Here is a 25,697-nt window from a genome sequence, read left to right on the forward strand (position 1 = left end):
CTTTCGGCCCGATCGATCAACCGGACGAGGCCTCCTGCGCTTGCGGCCCCGCCGGACCGAGCAGGGCGGCCAGTTCCGCTAGCCGGACCGGTTTGGTGACAATGTGGTCGAATGCGCGTTCCCCTTCCGGGTCTGTTACAGGAGGGGAGGATGAGCTGCTAATTCCAATCAAGAGCGGAGCATCCATGACCACGTCGTGCCGGATTCTCCGGGCGAGCGTGTGTCCCTCGATGAACGGCATGTGCAAGCCAATCAGCACGACCTGAGGCCGGAACGCCTGAATCATCTCCCGGGCCTCGTCGATCCGGGGTGTGGCCCGGACATGCCAGCCCAGCCGGCCGATCAAGAGGCCAAGGGCCTGGATCGACTCCAGATTGTCATCGACGAGCAACACATGACCGGCCGACCCGGGGCGTTGGGGTGTTCGGGTCCGCAACGGGGGGGCGTTGACTTCGCTCGGCCCGAGTTCCGCGACGATCGTTTGGGGCAATTCGATCACGAATGATGGGCCAGGCCTGAGCAGGCCTCCAAGCCGGTCGGCGAAAATTGACGCAAGGAACAAATCCAGGTCGATCGACTTCTCGGAGCGCGGCACCTCGAAGTTGGTAGCCTCGGGCAAGAGTTCGAAGACCAGTTCGAGCCTGTCCGACGCTTGCCGCCAGTCAACCCGGATCAACTCACAATCCTTGCAGGCGCGCCGACAGTAATGCAGGCTGTGGCGAACGAGGTGTTCGAGCCGCTTGGCATCGGTTCGTAACCAGAGCGGGTCGGCTCGGGCCACGCGATCGAAGTCCACCTGCTCGTCCCGAGCCTCCTGTTGCGCCCGTCGAATCGCCCGCCCCAGCAGCCCGCCCAGCTCAACCACCTCGACCACTTCCGGAGCCTCTCCCGACTCAATCCGGGCGATCTCCGAGTAGTCATCCAGCAACCCGGCCATCCGTTGACATTGGCGATCGAGCAGTTCGATCGTCCGCTGCTGGCTCAACGATCCCGGCACATTCTGGAACGACAGCACCTCCACCGCGTTGGTGATCACCCCGAGCAGGTCCCTCAGGTTGTGGCCGATCACCCGCATCAAGCCGGCCATCCGGCGATGCTCCGATTCCGAAGGAGGCTCCGAAGCCCGACCGGGCGACGGGTCCAGGATCGAGGAGTCCGCCGCCAGCCGAACCGCCTGAATCAAGCACGCAGGATGGCCCCGAGGAACCACCGCAAACGCCCCGAGTCGCCGTAATTGTTTGTAATGCTCGAGCGAATCCTCTTCCGTAATCACGATCACCGGAGGCCCCGCGCCAACCCTCCTCCGCGGGAGCCAACGCCGAGCATCCGAAAGCCCGGTGCGGTGCAAGGCCACAATCACATCCGCATCGTCCGGCCCGATGGTCTTCAATCCTGTCGGACAATCCAGGTGACGGAAGGTAATCGATCCCCCTTCCTCCTCCACCGCGTGCTTGATGACGCAAAGCTCGTCAGGATCAACCTGGAGTTCAGTCAATCGAAGCGACACGGTCATGGTCATCACTCCCTGATGGTCCCTTGGTCGAAAAATGACCTCCTGAACAGATTGATTATAGCATGCAGGCTATCTTTGGCAAGGTCGGGCCTGTGTCTTGCAGGATAAAGCGTTGCGAAGGTGGTTCATCCGGAGATCAGGCGACCTAATCAGAATTCTTTCCGATGACGGCTGGAAGGAATTCGCATCGCCTTGCGGTACTTCGTGACCGTTCGTCGAGCGACGGTCAGGCCTTGGCGACCCAGCTCATCGACGATTTCCTCGTCTGAGAGGGGCTTGCTCTTGTCTTCCTTGGCAATGATCTCAGTGAGCTTCTGCTTGATCGTGTCCCAGGCGATTTCCTCACCGTCGGCGCTAAGCGTGCCGCCACCGAAGAACCGTTTCAAGGCGAAGATTCCCCGAGGAGTCTGGACCCACTTGTCATCGACGGCCCGGCTCACGGTCGTCACATGCACGCCGACCTGATCGGCAATCTGCTGCATCTTGAGCGGCTGGATCGCCTCGGGCCCCTTGTCGAGAAAGTCGCGCTGATGGGCGATGATCGCCTTGGCCACCTTGAGCAAGGTGCTCCGACGTTGCTCGATCGACTCAATCAGCCACCGGGCCGACTGTATCTTTTTCTGGATGAACGCCCGGGCCTCCGGGTCCCCTCCGCGATCCTTCAGCATCCGCTGATAGCGCCGCGAGATGGTCAACTGGGGCGCGTGCTCATCGACCAGCCGGACCTGATATTCACCGTGTTCATCAGGCTCGACAATCAGGTCGGGCACCACATACTGGGCCGATCCCGGATTGAACCGCGCTCCGGGCTTCGGGTCGAGCCGGCGAAGCTGTTCCAGGCCTTCTTTGATCTCGGCCAGCGACAGACCCGTCTTTTTCTCGATCACCGGCAAGCGGTTCTGCTGAATGTCGTCCAGATGGTTGCTCACGAGCAGGCGAAGCACCTCGACGTGCGGTGTCTCGGGCGTGAGCTGCAATAAAAGGCATTCGCGCAGGTTCCGTGCCCCGATACCCGGAGGATCGAGTTTCTGCACGAGGGCCAGCGCCTGCTCGGCCTGCTCAAACGTCACGGCCCCGCCGGCGTCCCGGACCAGGTCGGGAATGTCGATCCCGGTGAAGTAACCGTTCTCGTCCAAATTGGAAATAATGTACTCGGCCAGCCCCCGGACCTTCGGGTCGATATCCGGAAACGACAATTGCTCGCTCAACGAGTCGTGCAACGACGGCGGACGCGAGGCCATGTTCTGCATCGCGTCGTGCTTGCGATCCGATTCCTCGACCAACGCCGCTCGGCTCGGCCGGTGTTGCTCGCCCGAGGTGTCCCAGTTGTCCCAGTCGTCGTAAATTTCCGTCTCGTCAATCTTCGCGTCGTCATCGGTCGAGGGTTCCTCAACCTGACCTTCCGGAGCCACCGACTCGCGAAGGTCTTCGAGGAGCGGATTCTCGATCAATTCCTGGTCAATCCGCTCCTGCAGGGCAAGCCACGGCAGTTGCAAGATTTCCATGGATTGGATCATGCGGGGCGCCATGCGCATTCGCATGTCGGTCCGCATTTGTTGAGAGGTATCGAGCCGCATACGCGTTCTGCTTCCGCGAAGTGTCCCGGGGCAAATCGTCCCTGATCCGGTTCCTGATCTGATCGATCGAATGGCCGCGAGCACCACCCGCTCCGATGACCGAACCGCCGACGACCAGCTTCTCTGGCGTTCAGGAACATCGATCAGCAAAAATCATACCACCGCGTCACGCAAAAGGGGAGAGCAGTTCTCCTCGATCCCGGATCATGCGGGGAATTCGGGAGCATTTCGAAGCGGTTGCGACGACCGGGAGCGTCGGAACGCCCTCTTCGATAACCACGATCAATACTGCTGACGACCCTGGAACGCGTCGGCCAGCATCTCTTTATTGGCGAATTCCAGCGACCCGCCCGAAGCAAGCCCGCGCGCGAGTCGCGTGATGGGCACGCCGAATGGTCCGAGGCGATCGGCCACCAGCCGGGCGGTTGCGTCTCCTTCGAGCGTCGGGTTAGTGGCCAGAATCACCTCTCGGATGCCTCCTTGGCGCACCCGTTCTTCCAGCCGACCCAGATTCAACTGATCTTCGAACACTCCTTGCAACGGCGCCAATCGACCGTGCAAGACGTGATACCTTCCATTGTAGGTTCCGGCTTTTTCCAGCGCCATCAAATCACGAGAGTGTTCGACCACGCAAACCAGGGCTTCGTCTCGCCTCGGATCTCGGCAGATCGTGCAGCGCTCCTGTCCCGACTCGGTCAGGTGCCCGCAGAGCGCGCAGTGATGAATCTGATCGCGAGCCGCCCGAATGGCCTCGGCCAACGCGACGGCATCCTCAACCGGACATCGGATTAAATGGTGAGCCAGCCGCTCGGCGCTTTTGGCCCCGATCCCCGGCAACCTCCCGAGTGCCTGGACCAGCCGATCGACCGTTCCCGAGGCGCTCGGATCGACCGGAGACGGACCTCCGTAGCGGCCGGCGCTCACGGTCGGCCTCCTCCAGGGAACAGCGAGTCGAGGCCGGGCATGTTCAGCCCCATGCCGCCGGTCATCGTCTTGGCGGCTTCTTCCCGAGCCCGATTCATGGCCTGGTTCACCGCTCCGGTCACCAGATCTTCGAGCAACTCCACATCGCCGTCGGTGGTCAGCTTCGGGTCGATGCGTACCGACACCAGCTCCATCCGGCCGTTGACGGTTGCCTTGACCGCTCCTCCACCGGCCGAGCCCTCAACCTGAACATTGCCAAGCTGCTCGGCGGCCTGTTCCATCTGCTCCCGGATCTTCCCGGCGTTGCGCATCAGGTCGGCAAGATTGCCAAGGTTCCCGAACATGGTGTCTCCCCCTCGCAGGTCATTGAGTTCATGGCGAAATCGTTGAGAGAAGCCAGGAAGCGGACACAAGAGACGACCCGGTGCGTCGCTCCATGAGCCTCCGAGCCGTCGCGTCAGTCGTCTGCCTCGGCTCCGGGATCGGATTCGGAATCAGCCGAGGCGTCGGCATCCGATCCGGCTCGGCGTTCCGGTTCCACCTCGACCCGACGCAACTGGGCTTCGAACCGGGCGACCAGTTGCTGGGCCAGATCATCCTCCAGTACCGCCTGATGCGCCGACGATCCCGGCTCAATGACGCTCGGCTCCGGGGCTGTCGACGCTTCCCGATCGAACCGCACCGAGACGCCCCGGCCAAGCGCCTCAGCCAGATGCCCTTCGATCTTCGATCGCAGCTCGGGCGCATTGCAACGATCGGCCAGATAGTTGTACGCCGCCGGCACGGCCACGACCACGAGTCCCGATTCCGAAACCTCCGACGGCTCCAGCCGCTTGAAGTGCGCCGGCAGCTTCAGCTCCTCGGCCCGATCAATCAGTGATTGCCAGGCCGATCGCGCCCGCTGCAGCACCGAACCGTCCTGCTCCTCGGACACCGAGGCCGACGGCCTGCTCGTCTGCTCATCTCGTCCCAAGGGAGCAGGGGGGGGCCTCTCGATCACCGCCTCGGCCCGCCCTTGACCCGTTCCGTGGCCATTGCCATTGCCGAGATGCGGCGGAACCTCAGCCTCCGGAGCCGGTGTTGGAGCCGAAACCGACGCCATTGACGGCCGAGGTGCGGGGGCTGCCTGGCTCAGCGGCTCAACGGACTTTTTTTTTACAGCACCATCCGGTCCGGGAGGGGGCGCCCCGGCCTCCTGCCCCGAGAGCCTCGCAATCACCTCGCTCAGCTCGGTCAGGTTCTCCAAACGGGCGACCCGGCAAAAGGCCAGCTCGACCATAAGCCTCGGAAACGGGCTTCCCCGGAGCCTCCCTCGCGTCTCGGCCAAGATCTGCTGCGCGGCGATCACCGTGTCGAGCGTCCAGCGGCCGGCCAAGCCTTCCAGTTGCTCCCGCTGACCCGGCAGGGCCGCCAGAGGGGCCACCTCAGCACCGGCTGAGACAACCATCACGTCTCTCAAAAACTCGATCGACGCATTCAGGACGTCCGTCGGCTGCACGCCGTCGTTGACCGCCTGATCGAGGACCTCCAGCGCCCGGCCTGGCGATCGATCCGCCAGCGCATCGAGCAAGGTCAAGACTCGGTCATCCCCGGCAATCCCCAGCAGCTCATGCACCCGATCGGCCGTCAGATGCTCGGCCCCCGACGAGAGCAACTGTTCGAGCAACGACTGCGCATCCCGCATCGAACCCGCCGCGCGGCGGGCAACCACGTGCAGCGCTTCGCGATCCGCCTTGATCCCCTCGCGCTCACAAATGCTCGCCAGTTGATCAACGATCTGCTCCGGCCCGATCCCGGCAAAGTCAAACCGCTGACAGCGCGATAGCACCGTGATCGGAATCTTGTTCGGCTCGGTCGTTGCAAAGACGAACTTAACGTGGCTCGGCGGCTCCTCCAGCGTCTTCAACAATGCGTTGAAGGCACTAGTTGAAAGCATGTGTACTTCGTCAATATAGTAAATCTTGAACCGCGATCGGCTGGGCCGCAGGCCGGCGTTCTGGCGAAGTTCGCGCACCGCCTCGACGCCGTTGTTGCTTGCTCCGTCGATCTCGATCACGTCCACATCCTGCCCCAGGGCGATCGCCCGGCAGGTGTCGCATTCATTGCATGGGGTTTCCGTCGGCCCGCCCCGCTCGCAATTCAGGGCCTTGGCGAAGATCCGGGCCATCGAGGTCTTCCCGACCCCTCGGGTCCCGCTGAACAGATACGCCTGGGCCACTCGATCCATCCGGATCGCGTTGCGCAAGGCCCGGACGACATGGTCTTGCCCGACCACATCCTCGAACCGTTGTGGTCGGTAGCGACGCGCCACGACCGTGTACGCCTCTCCCTCCCACCTCGGGCTTGCGGAGAGCGTTTCCACGCTCGGAGAGTCGGTCGAAGGGTCCGGGGCGCTGGCTTTGGTCCGTGCCACGGATAAGGCGCTCCGTCGTGCCGAAGAAACCCAGACGGGGGGCGTCGTCTTATTACTCCAAACCCGATCCGATCCCCCCTTCGATCACGTCCGCAAGGCATTGCCCCGTGCGTGGATCGCGTTGGCGTCGGGTCCACACTCGTCCCGAAGGAGGCCGGGAGAGCCGGGGAGGTGCTCCCGGGCACATCGAGGTCACGCTTATGGCTGCTGCGTTCCCGCCCTGACCAGGTTCACGCGCCTCAATTGCTCGGGTCCCCCCCGACTCACCCGGACCCCCTCAAGAAATTGCGAGCCCGTGGTGCCGCTCCATGTCGGGTTGAGCAGAAGAAATCATTATGCCTCAACACCCCCAGACTCGCAAGTCAGAGCCGGGCGCCGCTGCCCATTTCTTCTATTCTTACGTACAGGATCGACAACAGTTCGTCGTCAGCACCGGGAACGCTCCCTCGCCCGCTCAAGGCTCACCACACTTGGGACAGGGGCCTGCCCATCGGAACGACCTGAGGGGGCGAACATGGCCGCAACTCATGCAGGCCTGGCCCTTCCCGAGCCGCGCATGAACCGTCACATCGGCCACGATCAGCACGCCCAGCAACCCCCCGAGCCCCGAAAGAACAACCAGCAAGCCTTGGCCTGCCTCCGCAAACCCGACCCACTTGACCAGCCCGCCGACCACGATCAACGCCGTGCCCAGGACGGCGAACACCCTCTGGCGATAGTGCTTCCATCGCTCGATCCACATCGGCGGTCCTCCTCCCTCCCGTTTACTCCCCCAATGAGGCTTTCAACGTCTTCATCTCTGCCGAGAGCGTCTCCACGATCCCTCGAAGACCCTCCACCTCGGCTCTCAGACTGGCCACCTCGGCCGCAAGGCCGGCCGACGAACCGCCGCTGCTCGACCGCGTCGGCCTCGGCTCGTCGTCGTCCCGGTCGCTCGCCGAGGCGACACTCTGGCGGACCCGTTCCAGCTCTTCGGGCGGCATCAGACCATGCGTGACCGTCACCCCCCTGCGCTGTCCGGGAGGAGTGAGAAAAACGACCAGCCCAAGCTCGGCCAGTTTTTCCAGAATCGGCTGCAACGTCTCCAGGTCCGGGATCGGGTCCATCCGGGCGGCCCTCCCGCGCAGTTCGCCGACGGTCTGGGCGCCTCGGAGCATCAGCTCGGCCAGCACCGCCATCGCCACGCCTTGCCCCTTCAGGTCGAGCCACTCATACAGGTTATGCCGCCACTTCTCGACCCGGCCGCTGCCTTCGACCTGAATCGCGGCCCCTTTTTTCCGGAGGCCGATGAGGATCTCCTCCACGTCGTCGGCGTCGTAGCTCGTCACCGGGTCGCGGTTCGACTTCTGGTTGCACCCGGTCACGATGCCCGCAATTGACATCGGATAGACATCCGGCGTCGTCTTCTGCTTCTCGACCAGCACGCCCAGCACCCTCCGCTCTCGGAGGGACAACGGGCTCCATCGCCGTTCGGGAGGGTTGCTTGCGTCACTCATTTCCGTTCGATCGCCTCGGTCCGACCATCATCAAGGGCAGGAAAGGTCTTATTGTTCCGACCCCCGTCCTGACCGGCAATCCCTCGCTCCCGATCCGTTCCCCCCGCGCCGGCCTCCACAACGTTCGATTTCCCCAATTCAAAATGTGACTGAGCCTCCCCAATCCTTCGATGATATCAGTGTCGGTCGTTCCGACGGGTTCCCCAATTCACTTCAGCGAGGATCTTTCCCCTGGTCGTGCAACTCCTGACCGGCTTCCCATGGCATTCCCCCTGTGACCTGACCATTCACCTCCCGCTCCTCGTGTTCCCGGTCGCTCGAGAGAGAAAAAAAAGATGACCTCCTTCGCCAACCAGTCCCTTGCAGCGCACCCTGACGGAGCGAACCCATTTGCGTCCGGAACGGATTGCTGCGAATTCCATAAAACTCATTGCCATGAAACGGTTTCCGTCGATCTCGCTCAGTCCTCGATCCCGACCATGGCCCGCGCACCGGCCCCGATTCGCTCGCGATCTGATCTTGCGCACCGGTTCCGGCTCTCGATCGTCGCGTGTTTCCCCAACCATCGCGCGCACCTCGACGGAGCGAACCCATTTTCGTCCGATCGGCTTGGGCCTGGTGATGCAGCAACACGTTGTTGCAGATGGGTTTGTGTCTTGGCGTCTCCCGCGAAGTTTGCGCCCGAGTGCGCGCGCACCGATCCCGAGTTGCAGCGATTCCGAATCAGAACGCTGCTCTTCTCCCGTCCTCCACGCTCTGGTCGGCCGGCATTGGGCGAGGGGCGTTCCCGAGCCCTTTCGCTCGGGAGCGCTCCGCAACGGAACGAACCCATTTCTGGCCGGAACGCCATCGGCAGAGTGGTGTCCAACTGCCATTTGCAGCAGAAGGTTATGTCAAACCTCCTCGGTCGATCCCCCGCGGCGCACCCGGCGCTCCCGGAGCCTTCGACAAGGAGTTCGCGCTCGCATCAAGAACGAAGTTGGCTCGGAGGCGACACGCGGCCAAGAAGCATCACGAGTGCCATCGCCGAGTGGCGGCTGGGATGATAAACTGGCAGGGTATCGGTTTCTCTACGCGGGATTCGGGCCGGCTGGGATCGCTCCGGTTGGGTCTTCGATTCCGTCCGCCGCGCCGCCACGCGACAGCACTGAGCAGGAGGGGGGCAGTCATGGCCCGACGTCGGACCGCCGAGGCCCTCCCGGTTCCTCATGGTCAGCTTCCCGTCGTCGAGCGGGTGCTTGAGAATGGGATGCGCGTGCTCGTGCTTCCCCGTCCCAGCGCGGCGGTCGTCGTCTGCGACCTGTACTACCCGGTCGGCTCGGTCGATGAACCGACGGGCAAATCCGGCCTCGCTCACTTTGTCGAGCACATGCTGTTCAAAGGGACCGAGCGATTCCCCAAAGGACTGCTCGACCGCCTTACGTTCGTTTCGGCCGGTGAGGTCAACGCCGAGACCGACGAGGATTGCACTCACTACTGGTTCCGCTTCCCGAGAGACCGCTGGGAACTGGCCCTCGAACTTGAAGCCGACCGCATGCGAGGGGCCCTGTTCGATCCGTCCGAGATCGAATCGGAACGCCACGTTATCCAGGAGGAACGCGCCCGAGAGTTGGATTCCCCCTCGGGGAGGCTCGACGAGCAGTTCCTCCTCCACTGCTACCACGATCACCCCTACCGCAACCCCATCCTTGGCTGGCCCGAAGACCTGGCGGCGATCTCGATCGACGACCTTCGCTCCTTCTACGACCAGCACTATCGGCCCGATGGGGCCGTACTCGTCCTGGCCGGCGACCTGAAGCCTGATCGCGTCTTCGACGCCGTGCTCCGCTGTTTTGGGTCGATTCCCGCCGGCCGCCTGATCCGCCCGAATGTTCCCGAGGTCCAGTCCTCACAGGTCGATCGACGACGCTTCGAACTGGTCGAGCCTGATGCCATCGCCCGAGGCCTGATCGGCTGGCACACCGTTCCCCGAGGCCACGCGGACGCCCCAGCCCTGGGGGTCCTGGCCGACCTCCTGACCTGTGGGCGCCGCTCCCGACTCTGGGATACGCTGGTCGAGACCGGCCAGATGTCCACCTATGTCGATGCGATGCACGACCCGGCCCACCTGGCCGGGCAACTGGTGGTGCAAATCGAGGCGGTTCCCGGTGTCGATCCGAAGCGCATCGAGGGCGTCGTCCGCCGCGAACTCGACCGACTGACCACCGAAGGGCCGACCCCGGAGGAGCTACTCCGTTCCCGACGCCGCCTTGAAGCCGCCTGGCGATGGCAGCAGGACGACCTTCCCGGTCTGGTCGTCGGCCTGGGAGTGACGGCTCTCTGGGGACGCTGGACCGACTGGCTCGAAGCGCATCGCGCTGCCCTGGCCGTCTCAGCCGACGACATCCGCCGCGTGGCTTCGACCTACCTTGCGGAAACACGCGAGACGGTCGGCTGGGCACTTCCGCGAGCGGGCCGATCGACCCTTGCCATGCTCCCTTCGCCCCCTCCGATGACGCCGGCGTCTCCTCCGATCGCCTCTCCCGCGGCCGACAGGTGCTCATGCCCGATCTCCGAGCTTCCACTCGCCGTAGCGGCCGGATCGGCCCCGACCTTGCCGAACTATCGGCCGCGATCCCGGTTCCTCGACAACGGGCTTCGGATCATCACGGAACGACATCCCGGCGCGGGGGTCGTCGCCCTGGAACTGTTCATTGATGCCGATTCCACCCGCGAAGCCGTCCCCGGCGCGGCCTATCTGACCGGCCGATTGCTCGAAGAAGGAACCGCCCGCCACTCGGCCGAACAACTGGCCGAAGCGGTTGAGGACGTCGGCGCGGTCCTCGACGCCGGCTCCACCGGGGCCTCGCTTCAGATTCGAGCCGAGGATCTTGCCCTCGGCGTTGAGGTCCTGGCCGACCTTGTCCGCCGCCCGACCTTCCCCGACGACGCCGTGGATTGGGCCCGACGCCGAACCATTGCCGAACTGAGGGGCGACCGCGACGACCCGGCGTTCCGCGCCGACTTGATTTTTCGGGGCCTCGTCTACGGCGATCACCCCTACGCCCGAGATCCTCGAGGCACCCCTCGGCAGCTCTCCGCGCTCACGCGTGCCGACGTGCTGGCGCATCATCGCCAGTTCTTCGCGCCGGACAACGCTGTGATGGTGGTGGTGGGGGATTATGATCCCCGAGCCCTTCGAACGTTGCTGGCTCGCCATTTCGGCGACTGGACGCCGACCGGAATCCCGGCGGCGTCGGTCCCATTCCCGGTCCGATCCCACCGCCCCCGGCTGCGTCGGGTCGACCATCCGGGAGAACAGGTGCATTTGATGATCGGTCACCTGGGCGTGCAACGGTGCCACCCCGATTTCGAGACCCTGGCGGTGCTCGACCATATTTTCGGCTCCGGTCCCGGCTTTACCGACCGTTTGAATGCGACCCTGCGCGACGATTTGGGCCTGGCCTACCACGTCTCGGGAGGCATGACCGACTCGGCCGATCGCGCCCCCGGATTGTTCCGGGTCTACGTCGGCACCGGTCCGGCCGAGGCCGACCTGGCCACTGCTGCCGTCCTCGATCAGATCCGAGCCCTCCACACCGGGGCTTTCAGCGACGACGAGGTGGCTCAGGCCATTCACTACCTTCGCGGCTCGTGGGTCTTTGACTACCAGTCCGTCAACCAACGCTCCGAACGCCTTGTCGATCTGGCCTACTACGGCTTGCCGCTCGACACTCCGATTCGCCTCCCCGCCCGCCTGGCTCGAATCACACCCGATGCCGTCCGCCGCGCCGCTCGCTCCCACATCGACCCGACCGCCCTGACCCGGGTGGAGTACGGTCCCATCCGCGGGCGAGGCCGATCCGATCGCTCTGAATGTGCCTGAACGAACAGACGTCCGAATCCAAAACGCAAAATCAAAATTCAGACGCGCTCGCTTGTTAAAAAGTTTCAATCAAACGTTTTAAAATTCAAATTTTCAAAGTCAGCGAATCCATGAACCCTTCCGTTCGGCAAGCAATTCCCGCCTTGCCCGCCGAGGATCAGATCGGAGGGCAAGGGGGTAAGGTTTGGTGGTATCCAATCGACCGCTCCACGCGAGGGGGATCGCGTGAGGAACCGATCCGCGCTCTGGCTGCCTGTCATCTCTCGGAGTTCGAGATCTCAGAGCGCGATCGTCGGTCAGGGGAGCACGAGATCGACCAGTTCCACCGTGCTGGTCGACGGGAAGCCCTCGATCCGTTTGATCGACTTGACGAGCAGACCGGGGACCTCGCTGGAGTACCAGGTCCGAAGGAGCATCGGACCGGCCTCGGCCTGCCCGACGGTGTCGTACCAACGGGTCTTGAACTCCCGGCCGGCAAGCTGGAGCGTCTCCTCCCCCTGATCGGTCGCGTCGGCCGGGATGCCGAGGTCTTCCGCCTTCACCCCCGGACGCAAGGCCACCCAGCGCCGATAGCGGAAGACCTGGATGAACTCCTCCCCTTCAGAGTCGACATAGGTTTGCTCCACGCGGGCCACGTCGTCGTCGATCGACTGCAAGGTCAGGATCGTTCGCGATTCCACCGAACTCCCATCCGAGCCAACCGAAACGGTTTTCTGGATCATTCGCGTCCCGACCGGCACCTGAGCCCAGCTATTGTAAACCGGCGATTCGGCCGTCTGGGCCTGGGATGCCGCACCAATCAAGGCACTGATGAGGACGGAAGACACCACAACTCGCAGGTTGATCACGGCAAGAACTCCGATCGTATGGAGGAGAGGTTCTGGAAGGGATTGATCGTGAATCCAGGGAGAATACCAGGGAAAACGTTCTTGTCCAGCAAGTTCAACGAAACTTCATATCAAATTTTTGTGGCAAGAAGGGGGCGGTTCCCGGGATGGGGAAGAAAAGCCAAGTTTAATGAAAAGTTCATGGCTGGCACATCGAGTTGAAATAGATCTGGCCTATAACGGGAACTCCTCCCGAACTTCGGCCTGCAAAGGCATTCCCTCCCTCCTTTGGAGCGTTCACTCGTGCGTTGCCTTCATCGACGTTCCCCTCAGCGAGATGCCTTCACCCTGATTGAGCTGCTGGTGGTCATCGCGATCATCGGCGTTCTCATCGCGTTGCTCTTGCCGGCGGTCCAAAGTGCCCGAGAAGCGGCCCGCCGCGCCCAGTGCACCAACAACCTGAAGCAGATTGGTCTTGGCTTCATGAACTTCGAGAGTGCCAACGGCTTCCTGCCCCAGGGGCCTCATGACGGCCACCCTCAGGCCGTGACCTCTGATGGTGTGACCCCGAACCCTGCCGGCTACAACTATGACGAGCGGCCAGGAGTCGACACCTACGGTGGAACCACCTGCTGCAACGCGGCTCACCCGGATGGCTGGAACCACTTCTTCAAGATCACCCCGTATATTGAAATGCAGCAGGTCTACAACCTGGCGAACTTCGATGCTCCCCCGATCCACGGTGGCCGGCCGGGCGACCTGAACGGCGAGAACGACGTGGCCCGCGTCTCAATCGCCATTTACAACTGCCCGAGTCGCCGCCCGTTAGAACGCTACAACGGAACGTCTGGCTTCACCCGAAATGACTATGCTGGCAACGCGGGTTTCTTCCAGGGTGAAACCTACGAGTGCAACGGCTTCTCCGGAGCCAGCGATTCTCAGTTCGTTCCTCCCCCGCCCAACGGTCTTACGCCGATTGGTGACGAGCGAGCCACCCCGAACCAGGGAAACACCGCGCGTCGGAAAGGTGCGATCGTCTGGAGCGGCCGAGGTGCGACCCGCAAGCTGGCCGACTTCCGCGACGGTACCTCGAATTCGATCCTTGTGGCTGAGAAGAGCTTGCCCGATACCCGATGGGGCTCCGATGGCGGCGATAACGAGCGCTGGAACAACTCCGGCTGGGACGAGGACAACATCCGCTGGCACTTCCCGCCGATTCCGGACTCGCAAGCCCCGGCCCTCAATGGCTTCTGCAGCGATCCGGCCGGAGGCAACACCGGCGGCACGCTCTGGCGGCGCATGTTCGGTGCCTCGCACCCGGGCGGCATGAATGCCCTGTTGGGTGACGGTTCGGTCCGTTTCATCAAGTTCACGGTGAATCCGTCCACCTTCCGCAAGCTCTGCGTGATCGACGACGGCGAGCCGCTCAGCGCCGACGAGTTCTGACCATCACACAATTTTCTTGGGACGTTTTTAAATGCGATTGCTCACATATTTTGTTCTGATGATCGGACTTTCCGGGTGTAGCGGAGGTGAGGCGCCGATTACCGACCCCTCACAGCTTCCCCCGCTGACCGAGGAGCAGAAGCAGGAAATCCAGCAGTACGACGAAATGGTCGAAGATGAAGAGAAGACCGGCGGAGGAATGGCTCCCTGACGCAGCCGTAGTGTCTGGGCCAGGACTCTCGCAGAACGGGGATCGATCCCGAGATTGATCCCCGTTCGTTTCGTTCTCCAGGTCGTGATTAGGCGTTGAAGTTTCCCTCGACCACCACGGAGTCGCCCGCCTCGGCAATGATGGCCGGCGGGCCTCCAGTGACAAGGTTCCCCCGGATGGCCACGCCGGAGCATCGGCCGCGAAGGCGAATGGCCTCGGTCATCGAGGGTTCCGATCGTCGGTCGATCAACGTGCATCCGTGAACGAGTGTGGATCGGACATTGGTCAACTCGATCGCCCTGGCGGTGGGGTCGAGCACTTGACAATGACCAAGCGTGATCGCTTCCGAGTCGCTCACCGAGATCGCCGCGCCCCGGTCGGGTCGACCGACGCGAACTCCTTCGAGGATCAGGCCGGTGAGATTGATCGCCGAGGATCGGCGGATGACAATGCCGTCGAGGAAGGACCCTCGGTAGTCGGGATTGTGGTCGATCGTGTTCGATGCGAGGCTGATGATGCGACATGCGTCGATGTCAATCGAGTGCCGCTCGGCCGAGGCGAACGAGTTTCCAGAGACGGTGACGGCCCGGCAGTGTCGGAGCCAGAGGTTTCGTTCCTGGCTCTGAAGGATGTTGCCGACGATCGTCCAGAGGCCGGCCCCGGCCGAATCGTCGCGCTCGGGGCCTTCGATGCGAACGTTCGAGCCGTTGGGGCTCGGCTTGGCCTGGATCGTGTTCGAGGCGATCGTCCCCTCGCGGACGGTTCCTTCTCGGGAGTCGATCCAGACGTCAGCCGAATCCGGGCTGTTGTCCTGGTCGTCGTGGTTGTACTCGATGTCGTTGCCGGTGATCTGAAGGTTCCGGATCTCGCTCCGGGCGATCTTGATGCCCGCGTGGCGGTGGTAGCTGATGTGGCTGCCGACGATGATCGCCTGGTGCAGGTTCACCCCGTCGAAGGAGACGCCGATCGCCTTCGGGCCCCGGCCGTGGTAGATGTGGCAGGCGTCGATCAGGACGTTGCGGTTCCGATTCGTCAGATGCACTCCGATGAGACATTGACGGATCAAGACGGCGTGAAGCGTCGCCTCCATCGTGCCCGTCAGCTCAAGGCCGACGGCCCCGTCGTGCTCGCCGGCGATCTCGATCCCGGAGACGATCGGCAGGCGCTCTCGGGTGGAGACGGAGTCGGTGAGCGACCCCGGATCGGCGGTGCCCCGATGGGTGCCGACGATCCGGAACGCCGGACCCGCCGCGGTCATGACGATCCGGGCGGTGCCGTCGCCCCGGATGGCGACGGGGCCGTGGGCGTCGAGCGGGACCTCGATGGTCCCCGAGATTCGGTAGGTTCCTCGGTCGAAGACGAGCGAGCCGTCCCCGGCCTCGACGGCGTGGCGAAGGGCCTCGGTGTCGTCGGATTGGCCGTCGCCGACGGCGCCATAATCGCGGACGGATGCCATGAGCACGTGGCTCCTGTCGAGTGGAACGGTCCAGTGATCAGTCGTTCGTGACGCGACCGAGGCCGAACTGGTCGCCGTTGCGGATCGGCTCGTCCCCTTGCCAGTGGATCTCGACGACCTTCTCGCTCATGACCGGGTTGCCGTGCTCGTCGGCCAGGGTGGCGATGATCTGCCTCGAAGGGACGTCGATGACGTCGCCGGTCGAGGGCCAGGCGATCGAGCCGTCGAGGCTGAAGGTGATCCAGCCGGGCTCGTCGCGGACGGCGATGCTCTCGCGTTGGGTGGGGGGCATGGTCGTGTTGTCGAAGATGTGGAGGCGCTGGTTGTAGGCGTCGACGACCCAGACCTCCGACTCGTCCGGCGTCAGGCCGACGCCGTGACTCGGGCAGCCGTGGCGCTTGACCGGGCCGCGGTTGAAGCCCCGGACCTCGACGCGGGCGAGCTTCTCGCCGGTGGTAATGTCGCCGATCTCGAAACCGAGCAGCTCGTTCACATTGACATAGCATCGTGTTTGCGATCCGTTGACCGTGAACGGGCGAATCGAGTGGGAGAAGGGGCCGACGGTCCTGGCGATGGTATGAGTCGAGGTGTCGGCGACGGTCAGCTCGTTCGATCGTAATCCGGCGAGGTAGGCGAAGCGGCCGTCCAGTCCATACACGGTATTGTGAGCGCCGGAATCGGGAACGATTCTGGCGATTACGTCACCGGAGATCGCATCGACGACGTGCCAGTGGGCCTTCTCGAACGAGGGGAGATAGAGCGTCTTGCCATCGGGGGAAAGAGACATGCGGTCGCATCCCCCTTCGTAGGGAATCTCCCAGAGAAGCTGTTCGGTCTTCAGGTCAAGGCATTGGAGGGTGGTGATAGTGCTGATGTAAAGACGATTGGTGATGGCACTGGCACAGATCCCCTTGACATTGATGGGGACGCCTTCGGGGTTGAGGCCGCCGGTCGGTATGCGTTTGAGGAGGCGGTGACCGTTATCGATGTCAAAGACGAGCAGGCCGTGGCCGCCGTATTCAAGATAGTTGCGAATGCCGGGTACGGCGACGTAAAGCAGGCGTCGGATGGGCTCGTCGGCGGGATCATCGGCGAGCGCCGGTCGGGCGGGCACGACCGCAATCAGAGCGAGGACGAGCAAGACAAGGGTGCGGCGGGTCGGGAGCATGGGCCCCTCCTCCTGAAGTCGGCCGATCGATCAGTCGTCGAGGGCAAACACGCACGAACACGAACGGGAGACCGCCGAAGACGGGGGCGGTCCCAATGACATAAGGTCAGGCTACAAGGCCGGATTGGTGGGAGCAACGCCCCGACACCCCGGAAGTGGCCTTGTCGATTGAAGGAAGCCGTGTATCCTCCGAGCGATCGTTCGCCCTGCCGAGGATGCCCCGAGGGGATGGTCCCCGGTCGGGCCTCGCCCTGGACCTTGCTGGGGAGTCATGGAAGATGCTCACGAAGATTCGTCCGATTGCTGTCCGAACCGTGATCGGCTCGATGGGAATGGCCGCCGGGATGGCCCTGCTGCTGACTGGCTGCGGGTCGGGTTCTGAGAACGGGGCGACGCCGGTCGCATCAGCCCCGGTCGAGACTGAGTCTGCCCCGAATCCGGAGGCCTCGACCGCCCGCCGCGCCAACCCGGAAACGCTCCCTCCGCTCGATGACCCGAACATGCCCGCGCCGTTCTTCTTCGACGATTCGGTGACTCCTTCTCGCTTCGATTCCTCTGCTTCGGTTGAAGCCCTGACTCCCCCCGCATTGCCTGAATTGCCGCAGTTGCCCCCGCCCAGCGAGCTGGCCCCGAAGGCTCGGGCCGAGGCGGAGCAGGTGATTGACGGGGTGGTCGGTGGGGTGCGTCAGGCGGTTGGCGCGATGGCGACCGGCGCGGCCAACGAGTTGCGTGGCGAGGTCAATCAGACCGTCGGCGAGATCCGATCAGAGGTCGAGCTCACAATTGATGAGGTCAAGGGCGAAGCCCGTCAGGCGGCTGATGAGCTGCGCGGCGAGGTCGAGTCGACCCTTGGCGTGGTCAAGGGGCAGGTCAATCAGAAGGTGGAAGGTGCCCGCCAGGGGGTCCGTCAGGTGGTCGGCGGTGTCCGGGAGCAAGTGACCGGCGAGGCCCAGCGTGCCCGGGAAGGTCTGCGGCAGTCAGCCCAAGAACTGACGGGTCAATTGCTCAATGATTTGGTCGGCCCGGCCCCCGCCCCGGCTCCCCAGCCTCAGCAGCCGTGATCCGCGATGCGGTGGAACGTCGCTTGCCCGGGAATCGAGGCCGGGCAGGGCGATGCGATGAAGATCGGGGAGCCCTCACCCCGTCCCTCTCCCCAGCGTGGGGAGAGGGAGCAAGACACACAACCCTCGCCCCTGCTTGCGGGGGAGACGGTGGCCAAGCCGGGTAAGGGGGCTGTCGGTCAAGACGAAGAGTCCGGCATCTGGGTCTGAGACCTCTCTCCCTGCGGGCGTGGCGAGAGAGAGCCAGATAGGTCATCTGTGCCTTCGATCGCACCGGGGAGGGTTGCCGAAGGATGGGCGATGGGATGCCGCGATGATCGCACATGTCACCACTCAAGCGGCCTGAGGGTTCATGAGGGGGGGCCGACTCGCCGTCGATTCGCCGGACACGCTCTGTATTCGGTATGATTGCTGCGGTGGACTTTGACCGATCCTCGACCGTTCCGCCTCGGAAGGGGCTCGATCTCCAAGGAGTCTGAATCCGTGTCACAAACGCCCCAGAGCCCCCGCCCTCGGTGGAGGCGTCGTCTGCGATGGATCGCGGTGGTTGGATTGGTTGTACTGATCGGTGGCATCGTGGGCCTGCCGTGGTTGATCGGGACTCCGATCGTGCGACGTGCAATCGTCGCGCAGGTCAATGTCATGTATGCTCCGACCGTGATCGAGCTGGAGGGGGTTTCCGTTTCGTGGAGCAACCCGGTTCGGCTCAGGGGCGTGGTGCTTCGCGACGGCAACGGCAAGGCGGTCGTCACCAGCCCGACGGCGACGCTCGATCGGTCGCTCTGGCAGTTGGCGACAATGCAGCCGGACTTCGGCACCCTGACCTTGCACGGAGCCGCGGTGGATATCGAACGTCGGGCCGACGGGTCGATTGACCTGGCCGAGGCGCTCGAGCCGATTCTGGCCGGTGGCGACGACGATGATGAAACTTTAGGGGACGACGAAGGCCCGTCCACGCGGTTTACCCTGGCGATCGACGCCGGAACCCTGAAACTGACCAGCCCTGAACTGGCCGCGCCCGTCACAGCCGATCGGCTCGACATGACGTTGGTTTGCTTGCCTGCCCCTTTGAGCTGGGAGATCGCGCTGACCAATCCCGATGCCCGGAGCCTGGCGGTCTCGGGGCACTATGATGCTCGGAATCCGGAAGCGGCCGAGGCGGTCGTGGCGATTGCCGGATCGCGCTGGCCTCTGGCGGTCGAGCAGGCGGGAGTCGTGGCCGAAGGGATTTTCGGGGGAGAGGTTGGCGTACGGATGGTCGGGACGGACTTGCAACTGACCGGGGACACGGTCTTGACCAACGTTTCGGCCGGAGGGCCGACGCTCAAGGGTGATCAACCGGAGTTTGATCGGATCGAGGCTGCCTGGGATCTTGATCTGGAAGCCGAAGGCGTGGCCATTCGACAGCTTGACCTGAAGGCACCCGTTGTGACCGTTGGACTTGACCCGGATGGGCCGGAAGGTGGGTCGAAGTGGGTCGGCCGGGTCGATCTGGCTGCCCTGGCGACGCAAATGCCGAACACACTCGCCTTGCGAGAGGGCTTGACCCTGGAGCAAGGGGCGGTCGATGTGGTGGCAATCCTCGGGCCGGAGGGGGAGGATGGTGCCTCACCCGCCGAGGTCACGGCCCGGATTGCCGAGCTCTCTGCCCGGGAAGGGACGCGGGTGGTGGCGATGGACGAGCCGATCACCGTGTCGGCTCGGCTTCAGCAGGGTACAGGCGCTGCGGTCGAGGTCGAGACGATTACGGTTGTCTCAAGCTTCCTGAATGCCGAAGGGCAGGGGGACCTGGACCAGGGAGTCACGTTCGGCGGTGCCATCGACCTGAATGCGCTCGATACCCAACTGCGTCAATGGGTGGATCTGGGAGCGGTGGCGTTGGGGGGCTCGGGCCGGTTCGGTGGCGATTACCGGCGCGATGAGGCGGGCAGTTCCTACACGGCTCGCCTGGCGGTCGAAGGCCAGGCGTTGCGGGTCGCCGGCGTGACCGAGGAACCGATCGTTCGGGAAGCGGCCCGGTTTGACCTGATTGTACAAGGCCCGGCCGCGACTCCAGGGTTGCCGACCGGGTGGAACCGGGTGCATGCCGCCGCAAAGACCGAAGGCGTTGATGCGGTGGTGGACGTCTCGCCGACCGAGGACGCGCTGGCCGTTCGCGGGCGACTGGCGATGGATGAGGCGGCTCCAGAGGAAGGAGACCCGGTGGTCGATCCGCCGTCCCTGGCCTTCGATGCCGTCTACCGATCCTCCGACGACCGGCTCGATCTGGCCGAACTTCTGGTCGAACACGCGATGGGACGAGTGCGGGCCTCGGGACGGATCGACGCGGTCTCGACGGCTCGGGTGGCGTCGCTCACGGGGGCGTTCGAGCCGGATTGGGAGGCCATCAGCCATCGTGTGGCCGAGGCAACCGAGCCGCAGGCCCGACTGGTCGGGACCCCTCGGCCGTTCCGCCTGAATGGTCCGCTGTCGGGTGGCTCAACGAAGGAGATCCTCAACGGAATCGACGCCGAATTGGGTGTGGATTTGACCGAGGCGGTGGTTTTCGGCTTGCAGGTCGGGCCGGCTCCGTTACTGGTTCGGGTCGATCGAGGGGAGATCCTGATTGATCCGATCGCGACGACGCTCAACGGTGGTCAACTCGTGGTGACACCGGCGGTCGATCTGGGAGAGGACGGCTCGATGATCCTGACGATTGCCGAGGGCTCGGGGATCGACCAGATTGAGATCACCGATGACGTTTCCCGGCGGGTGCTTGCCTACATTGCTCCGGTGCTTCGCGAAGCGACGCAGGTCGACGGACGGCTCTCGGCCAGGGTCGATCAGTTGCGTGTGCCACTGGCTGGGCCGACACCAGAGGACGGTGGGGCCGAGGTCGAAATGGCGGCTCGGGTTGCCTTCCAGCAAGTGACGTATGGTCCTGGCCCGATGATGCAGAAAATTCTGGGCCTCTCGGGCCTCTCGCAGCAGGACGTGCCGAACCTGACGATCAATCAGGTGGTGGACGTGGCGATTGCCGAGGGCCGGGTGCATCAGAGCGGCCTGGAGATTGTGGCGGCCGAAGGGGTGGCTCTGCAATTTGAAGGGTCGGTCGGGCTCGATCAGACCCTGGCGATGCGCGTGGGCGTGCCCTTGAGCGAGCGATTGCTCGGAGGTCAGCAGGTCCTGAACGACGTGCTGGGAGGAACCCGCGTCGGCGTGCCGATCGGCGGGACGCTTGGCCAGCCGCGACTGGACCAGGAGGCCTTCCGGATCGGGCTTCGCCAGCAGGGAGGCCGATTGATCGGCCGAGGAGCGGCCGTGGGGGCCGGTCAGTTGCTTCGCATGCTCGGTGATGAGGACGGTCGATCCGGCAATGACCAGGAAGGCCCCGTCAACCCACCTCAGGTGGCTCCTCCGGCGGAAGATCTGCTGCGCGACGTTGGACGAGGCTTGCTCCGCGACGTGATCGGCGGGGGATCAGGTCGAAAGGACGAGCAACCCTGATCGACGCAACACGGAAAATTTGCAACGCTGGGATCAACACGTAACCAGGCGTCGCGAACACCCGGGGAATTTGTGCCGGGTTGCGTTCGAGACGCCTGGTTGCTTGGAAGCGGTTGCGGCGCAGGAGGCCGACCCGTTCGGTGAACGGGTCGAATCATCGAATGGTCAATCATTGCCCTGGAGATGGGCTTCGAAGAACCAAAGGCGCTTGTCGACCAACCGACTGATTTCGGTGAACAGGTCGGCGGTATCCTTGTCGCGGAGTTCCTCGGCCTGGTCGATCGCGGCCCGGACGCTGTTGGCGTAAATGCCGATGCGCTCGACAAGGGCATGGACGTGATCGATTGCATCGACCAGGTCGTTCGGATATTCCGGAAGGCTGGTCGATTCGGCCGCCATGCGGAGGGTTCCTGAAACGTGTCCGCCAAGGGCAGTGGCTCGCTCGGCAATCTCGTCGATGAAGGGAATCAGTTCGCCGGCGAAGGTGTCGGTCAATTCGTGGATCGAGTAGAAGTTGCGGCCCTTGACGTTCCAGTGGGCGTGTTTCACCTGGGTGTACAGATCCATCGAATCGGCAACGTGCTGGTTAAGGAGATCGACCAGCTTCTCGCGTTGTTCGGTGGGTAAATCGACTCGAGTCCGGAACATGCGGTGGGTCTGACTGGTCGCCATAACGTTCAGGTCCTTCAAGGAACGAGCCACAGGGCGGAGTGGCCTCCGGGGAGACGCGGTCGCCGCGCATCGGGGCCACGCGAGTGACACAATGCTGGGGAAAAAAGAGAGGGGGCGATTGAGTCCAGGTCGTGTCGGTTTAGGACCTCGACCATCCGGGATTTCTCGCACCTCGGGAGTCTCATTGGGCAACTCTCATGCCAGTGGTGTGAGAGGTGGTCGAGTCGGGAGAATTGAGGTGGAAACGCTGCCGGATGGGCGGGCCGATCCGCTGAAATTGTCGCAGCTTAGGGCAATGCAGCGGTGCTTGACATGGCCGAGCCGGTTTTTCTAGGATGTCGCACTTCGCAACGCCTCGACGACGCCATCCGGTGCGGTCTGGACCATTGCTCTTGAGCACACCCAACCGGAATGCGCGATACCGGCCCGGTCGAGCCGGACGAGCACGGATCGGATTCGGAGCCCTTGGGACGGATGGGCCGAGCTCCGGCTGGGGCGTTCTTTTCCGACGGATCGGAAGCGGATTCTGTCGCTTCCTTGCTGGAGTGGATCACCGATGCGGATCGTGCTGGACGCGATGGGGGGGGACCTGGCTCCCGGGCCGATCGTTGAGGGAGCAGTTGAGGCCGTTCGAGGAGAGCCTGGCCTGACGGTGGTCCTGGTCGGAGACGAGGCCCGCGTGGCGGCGGAACTGGCCCATTACCCCGATGCCCCCCGCGATCGCTTGCCGATCGTTCATGCCTCGGAAGTCATTGGCATGGATGAGAAGCCGGTCGAAGCCCTGCGAAAGAAACGCGACAATTCCATCTCCAAGAGCTGGGCCTTGATGTCCGCCGGAGAGGTGGGCGGAATCGTTTCGGCGGGAAGTACTGGCGCGATGGTCGCCTCGGCCCTGTTCAACGCCAAGATGTTCCTCCCCGGCGTTCGACGGCCGGGGATCGCCGCGATTTTCCCCTCGCACCACGGGCCGGTGGTGATTGTGGACGTGGGGGCGAACATGAACGCCCGGCCTGAAGATCTTTATCAATACGGCGTGATGGGAGCGGTGTACGCGGAGCAGATTCTTGGGGTCGATAAGCCCCATATTGGTTTGCTCAACGTCGGCAGCGAGGAGGCGAAGGGGACCGAGCTGACCCGAGCCACCGCTGCCTTGTTCCGCGCGAGTCAGATGTCGAACCGCTTCCGAGGCAACATCGAAGGGCGAGACATTTACGAAGGGGACGCCCGCGTGGTCGTCTGTGAGGGGTTTGTGGGCAATGTCTTGCTCAAGGCGGGCGAGGGGGCGGTCGAGTTCCTCTTTTCGGAGCTGAAGCAGGAGATTGCCCGCTTGCTGCCCGAGATTCCCGAGGAGGCCGGCGGCAAGATTATTACCTCGCTCCGGGGTCTGAAGCGACGCTACGAATACCACGAGTACGGCGGCGGCCCGCTGCTGGGTATCCGAGGCTCGTGCATCATCTGCCACGGTTCGAGCGACGCCCGAGCCATCAAGAACGCCCTGCGGGTTGCCTCGACTCTGGCCACCGATCAGGTCAACGACCAGATTATCCGAGAGCTGGAAGCCGCCCCGAAGATCGAGGAAGTCGCGCCGCCGAAGGCCGAAGGGGACGTGGCCCCGTAACCTCGAGCGATCGGATCGAATGCCCTGGATTGATCGACACCCCGAACACGGACGAATGCACTGATGAAGGTCGCGTTTCTGTTCCCCGGCCAGGGCGCCCAGGCGGTCGGTATGGGCAAGGAGCTGTACGAGGAGGTTCCGGCGGCTCGCGAGCTGTTTGATCGGGCCGATGCGATTCTCGGATTTCCGCTGTCGAAACTCTGTTTCGAGGGGCCGGCCGAGGCGTTGGAGGCCACTGACGTCAGCCAGCCGGCGATCTTTGTGGCAAGCCTGGCGGCCCTGGAAGACCTGAAGGCGAGGGAGCCGGATCTGGTTGCCTCGGTGGCCGGGGCGGCGGGCCTGAGCCTGGGAGAGTACACGGCCCTCGTCTTTGCCGGGGCGCTCGACTTTGAGGCCGGCTTGCGGACGGTTCGACGCCGGGGAGAGGCGATGCAGGCGGCCTCGAACGCCTCGCCGAGCGGGATGACCAGCGTGCTCGGCCTGGATGAGGCGAAGGTCGATGAACTCATCGCCCGCGTGGCGACGATCGGTGGCGGAACAATCTGGAAGGCGAACATGCTTTGCCCGGGAAACATCGTCGTCTCGGGGTCGAAAGAGGCGCTGACGCACGTCGAGCCGATCGCCACCGAGCTGGGGGCGATGAAGGTCATCCCCCTGGCCGTCGCTGGAGCCTTTCACACCGACCTGATGAAGCCTGCTGATGCGCAACTGGCCGAGGTGCTGGCGTTGGCGGATCTGAAGCCTCCGCGGATTCCGGTTTACTCGAACGTGACGGCCGGTCCGCATGGTGACGACCCGGATGCAATCCGCCAGACGCTCGCCACGCAGGTGACGCGGGGGGTCTTGTGGGAAGCCTCGATGCGACGGATGCTCGACGACGGGTTCGACACCTTTTATGAGATCGGGCCGGGCCGGGTCTTGACCGGGCTGTTGAAGCGGATCAATCGCAAGGTTCCCTGCACGAGCGTGCCGGCTCGGTGAGGCGATGGGCCGATTCGTCCGGCGTGCAAACGGTTTGCGGAGAGGCTCCGGGGCGGACAAGGCCGGGTTCTTACCGCTGAATTGGCCTTGATCGGCCGCAATCGGGGGGGATATAACCGCTCGAATTGCCCGAGCGAACGGTTTGGGCACTCGATCGAACCCTGGCCGCGTGAAGGATCTTCAGCATCATGCCCGCCGACGCGATTCCGCATTCTGGTTGTACAGTCGAATTGTCGGGTCAGGTGGCCCTGGTGACGGGAGCCTCGCGAGGGATTGGCCGCGCGATCGCGGAACGGCTGGCGTCCTGTGGGGCCACCGTGGCCGTGGTGGCACGATCGGTCGAGGGGCTCGCAGGAACCCTTGAGGCGATTCGATCGGCCGGCGGCACGGCCGAGGCCTTTGCCGGCAGCGTTGCCAGCTCTGAGGACGTGAACCGGATCGTGAGCGAGGTCGAGGCGAAATTCGAGAAGGTTCATGTCCTGGTCAACAATGCCGGGATCACGAAAGACGGCCTGATGCTCCGGATGGAGGATGAGGCGTTCCGCGACGTGCTGGAAACCAACCTGTTCGGGGCCTTTTACTTCACCCGGGCCGTGGGAGCGTTGATGATGCGCCAGCGTTACGGGCGGATTGTCAATATCTCCAGCGTGGCCGGACTGATGGGGAACCCGGGCCAGGCGAACTACTCGGCCAGCAAGGCCGGTCTGATCGGGTTTACCCGGACAGTGGCCCGGGAGCTGGCGACGAGGAACATTACCGTCAATGCCGTGGCCCCCGGCTTTATCGAGACGGACATGACCGACGTCTTGCCCGACAAGGTCAAGGACGCGGTCAAGGATCACGTCCCGATGAAAAAGTTCGGCCAGGTGGACGATATTGCCGATCTGGTCTGTTATCTTTCCGGTCCCGGAGCACGCTACCTGACCGGTCAGGTCATTGCCGTCGATGGCGGAATGACCGCCTGATGGGACGCGTTGAGCGAT

Annotated in this window: 19 protein-coding genes and 1 other RNA gene; 8 read left to right on the top strand and 12 right to left on the bottom strand. The window is 63.7% G+C overall.

Annotation, left to right across the window (positions count from 1 at the left end; all coding sequences use genetic code 11):
• Positions 1-16: 16 nt before the first annotated feature.
• The 8 genes from HG800_RS13315 to HG800_RS13350 form a co-directional block, all read right to left on the bottom strand.
• The gene (locus HG800_RS13315) at positions 17-1,513 is read right to left on the bottom strand and encodes an ATP-binding response regulator (RefSeq protein WP_169977102.1); all 1,497 of its coding nucleotides are present in this window, start codon (positions 1,511-1,513) and stop codon (positions 17-19) included.
• 149 nt (positions 1,514-1,662) lie between these two features.
• Positions 1,663-3,090, bottom strand: coding sequence for an RNA polymerase factor sigma-54 (rpoN, locus tag HG800_RS13320; RefSeq protein ID WP_169977103.1), 1,428 nt, complete (start codon positions 3,088-3,090; stop codon positions 1,663-1,665).
• A 282-nt stretch (positions 3,091-3,372) separates the two neighbouring features.
• Complete coding sequence (gene recR / locus HG800_RS13325; RefSeq protein WP_169977104.1) at positions 3,373-4,014, bottom strand: recombination mediator RecR; 642 nt, start codon at positions 4,012-4,014, stop codon at positions 3,373-3,375.
• Positions 4,011-4,358, bottom strand: coding sequence for a YbaB/EbfC family nucleoid-associated protein (locus tag HG800_RS13330; protein ID WP_169977105.1), 348 nt, complete (start codon positions 4,356-4,358; stop codon positions 4,011-4,013). The genes recR and HG800_RS13330 overlap by 4 nt, the downstream gene beginning before the upstream one ends.
• Before the next feature lie 113 nt (positions 4,359-4,471).
• Complete coding sequence (gene dnaX, locus HG800_RS13335) at positions 4,472-6,427, bottom strand: DNA polymerase III subunit gamma/tau (protein ID WP_315852032.1); 1,956 nt, start codon at positions 6,425-6,427, stop codon at positions 4,472-4,474.
• Positions 6,428-6,589: 162 nt separating this feature from the next.
• Positions 6,590-6,687, bottom strand: an RNA gene (gene ffs, locus HG800_RS13340) — signal recognition particle sRNA small type.
• 194 nt (positions 6,688-6,881) lie between these two features.
• Entirely contained in the window at positions 6,882-7,169 is a 288-nt protein-coding gene (locus tag HG800_RS13345; protein ID WP_169977106.1) for a hypothetical protein, read from the bottom strand.
• 22 nt (positions 7,170-7,191) lie between these two features.
• Complete coding sequence (locus HG800_RS13350) at positions 7,192-7,923, bottom strand: YceH family protein (protein WP_169977107.1); 732 nt, start codon at positions 7,921-7,923, stop codon at positions 7,192-7,194.
• Between the two features lie 1,168 nt (positions 7,924-9,091).
• Here HG800_RS13350 and HG800_RS13355 point away from each other — a divergent pair.
• Positions 9,092-11,788, top strand: a complete 2,697-nt coding sequence (locus HG800_RS13355) for a M16 family metallopeptidase (RefSeq protein ID WP_169977108.1) — start codon at positions 9,092-9,094, stop codon at positions 11,786-11,788.
• Positions 11,789-12,084: 296 nt separating this feature from the next.
• Here HG800_RS13355 and HG800_RS13360 read toward each other — a convergent pair whose 3' ends face one another.
• Positions 12,085-12,636, bottom strand: a complete 552-nt coding sequence (locus HG800_RS13360) for a hypothetical protein (RefSeq protein ID WP_169977109.1) — start codon at positions 12,634-12,636, stop codon at positions 12,085-12,087.
• A gap of 282 nt (positions 12,637-12,918) precedes the next feature.
• Here HG800_RS13360 and HG800_RS13365 point away from each other — a divergent pair, with 282 nt between their 5' ends.
• The gene (locus tag HG800_RS13365) at positions 12,919-14,061 is read left to right on the top strand and encodes a DUF1559 family PulG-like putative transporter (RefSeq protein ID WP_182830370.1); all 1,143 of its coding nucleotides are present in this window, start codon (positions 12,919-12,921) and stop codon (positions 14,059-14,061) included.
• A gap of 31 nt (positions 14,062-14,092) precedes the next feature.
• A complete protein-coding gene (locus tag HG800_RS13370; protein ID WP_169977111.1) occupies positions 14,093-14,272 on the top strand; it encodes a hypothetical protein in 180 nt (59 codons plus the stop codon).
• 88 nt (positions 14,273-14,360) lie between these two features.
• Here HG800_RS13370 and HG800_RS13375 read toward each other — a convergent pair whose 3' ends face one another.
• Together HG800_RS13375 and HG800_RS13380 are read right to left on the bottom strand one after the other, a co-directional pair.
• Positions 14,361-15,728 (bottom strand): right-handed parallel beta-helix repeat-containing protein, encoded by a 1,368-nt coding sequence (locus HG800_RS13375; RefSeq protein ID WP_169977112.1) that lies wholly within the window; start codon positions 15,726-15,728, stop codon positions 14,361-14,363.
• A gap of 37 nt (positions 15,729-15,765) precedes the next feature.
• Positions 15,766-16,896, bottom strand: a complete 1,131-nt coding sequence (locus tag HG800_RS13380) for a YncE family protein (protein WP_169977113.1) — start codon at positions 16,894-16,896, stop codon at positions 15,766-15,768.
• Between the two features lie 278 nt (positions 16,897-17,174).
• Here HG800_RS13380 and HG800_RS13385 point away from each other — a divergent pair, with 278 nt between their 5' ends.
• Together HG800_RS13385 and HG800_RS13390 are read left to right on the top strand one after the other, a co-directional pair.
• Positions 17,175-17,957: an apolipoprotein A1/A4/E family protein gene (locus tag HG800_RS13385; protein WP_169977114.1), complete on the top strand. Its 783-nt coding sequence runs from the start codon at positions 17,175-17,177 to the stop codon at positions 17,955-17,957.
• A gap of 609 nt (positions 17,958-18,566) precedes the next feature.
• The gene (locus tag HG800_RS13390) at positions 18,567-21,443 is read left to right on the top strand and encodes a hypothetical protein (RefSeq protein WP_169977115.1); all 2,877 of its coding nucleotides are present in this window, start codon (positions 18,567-18,569) and stop codon (positions 21,441-21,443) included.
• 165 nt (positions 21,444-21,608) lie between these two features.
• Here HG800_RS13390 and dps read toward each other — a convergent pair whose 3' ends face one another.
• Entirely contained in the window at positions 21,609-22,115 is a 507-nt protein-coding gene (gene dps / locus HG800_RS13395) for a DNA starvation/stationary phase protection protein Dps (RefSeq protein ID WP_169977116.1), read from the bottom strand.
• Between the two features lie 556 nt (positions 22,116-22,671).
• On the opposite strand from dps, the gene plsX reads away from it, so the two are divergent.
• The 3 genes from plsX to fabG all read left to right on the top strand — a co-directional run bounded on the left by plsX (position 22,672) and on the right by fabG (position 25,679).
• Positions 22,672-23,733, top strand: coding sequence for a phosphate acyltransferase PlsX (gene plsX, locus HG800_RS13400; RefSeq protein WP_169977117.1), 1,062 nt, complete (start codon positions 22,672-22,674; stop codon positions 23,731-23,733).
• Between the two features lie 60 nt (positions 23,734-23,793).
• The gene (gene fabD / locus HG800_RS13405) at positions 23,794-24,714 is read left to right on the top strand and encodes an ACP S-malonyltransferase (RefSeq protein WP_169977171.1); all 921 of its coding nucleotides are present in this window, start codon (positions 23,794-23,796) and stop codon (positions 24,712-24,714) included.
• A gap of 188 nt (positions 24,715-24,902) precedes the next feature.
• Complete coding sequence (gene fabG / locus HG800_RS13410) at positions 24,903-25,679, top strand: 3-oxoacyl-[acyl-carrier-protein] reductase (protein ID WP_169977118.1); 777 nt, start codon at positions 24,903-24,905, stop codon at positions 25,677-25,679.
• Positions 25,680-25,697: the final 18 nt, after the last annotated feature.

The organism is Tautonia rosea (assembly GCF_012958305.1).
Taxonomy (GTDB): Bacteria; Planctomycetota; Planctomycetia; order Isosphaerales; family Isosphaeraceae; genus Tautonia; species Tautonia rosea.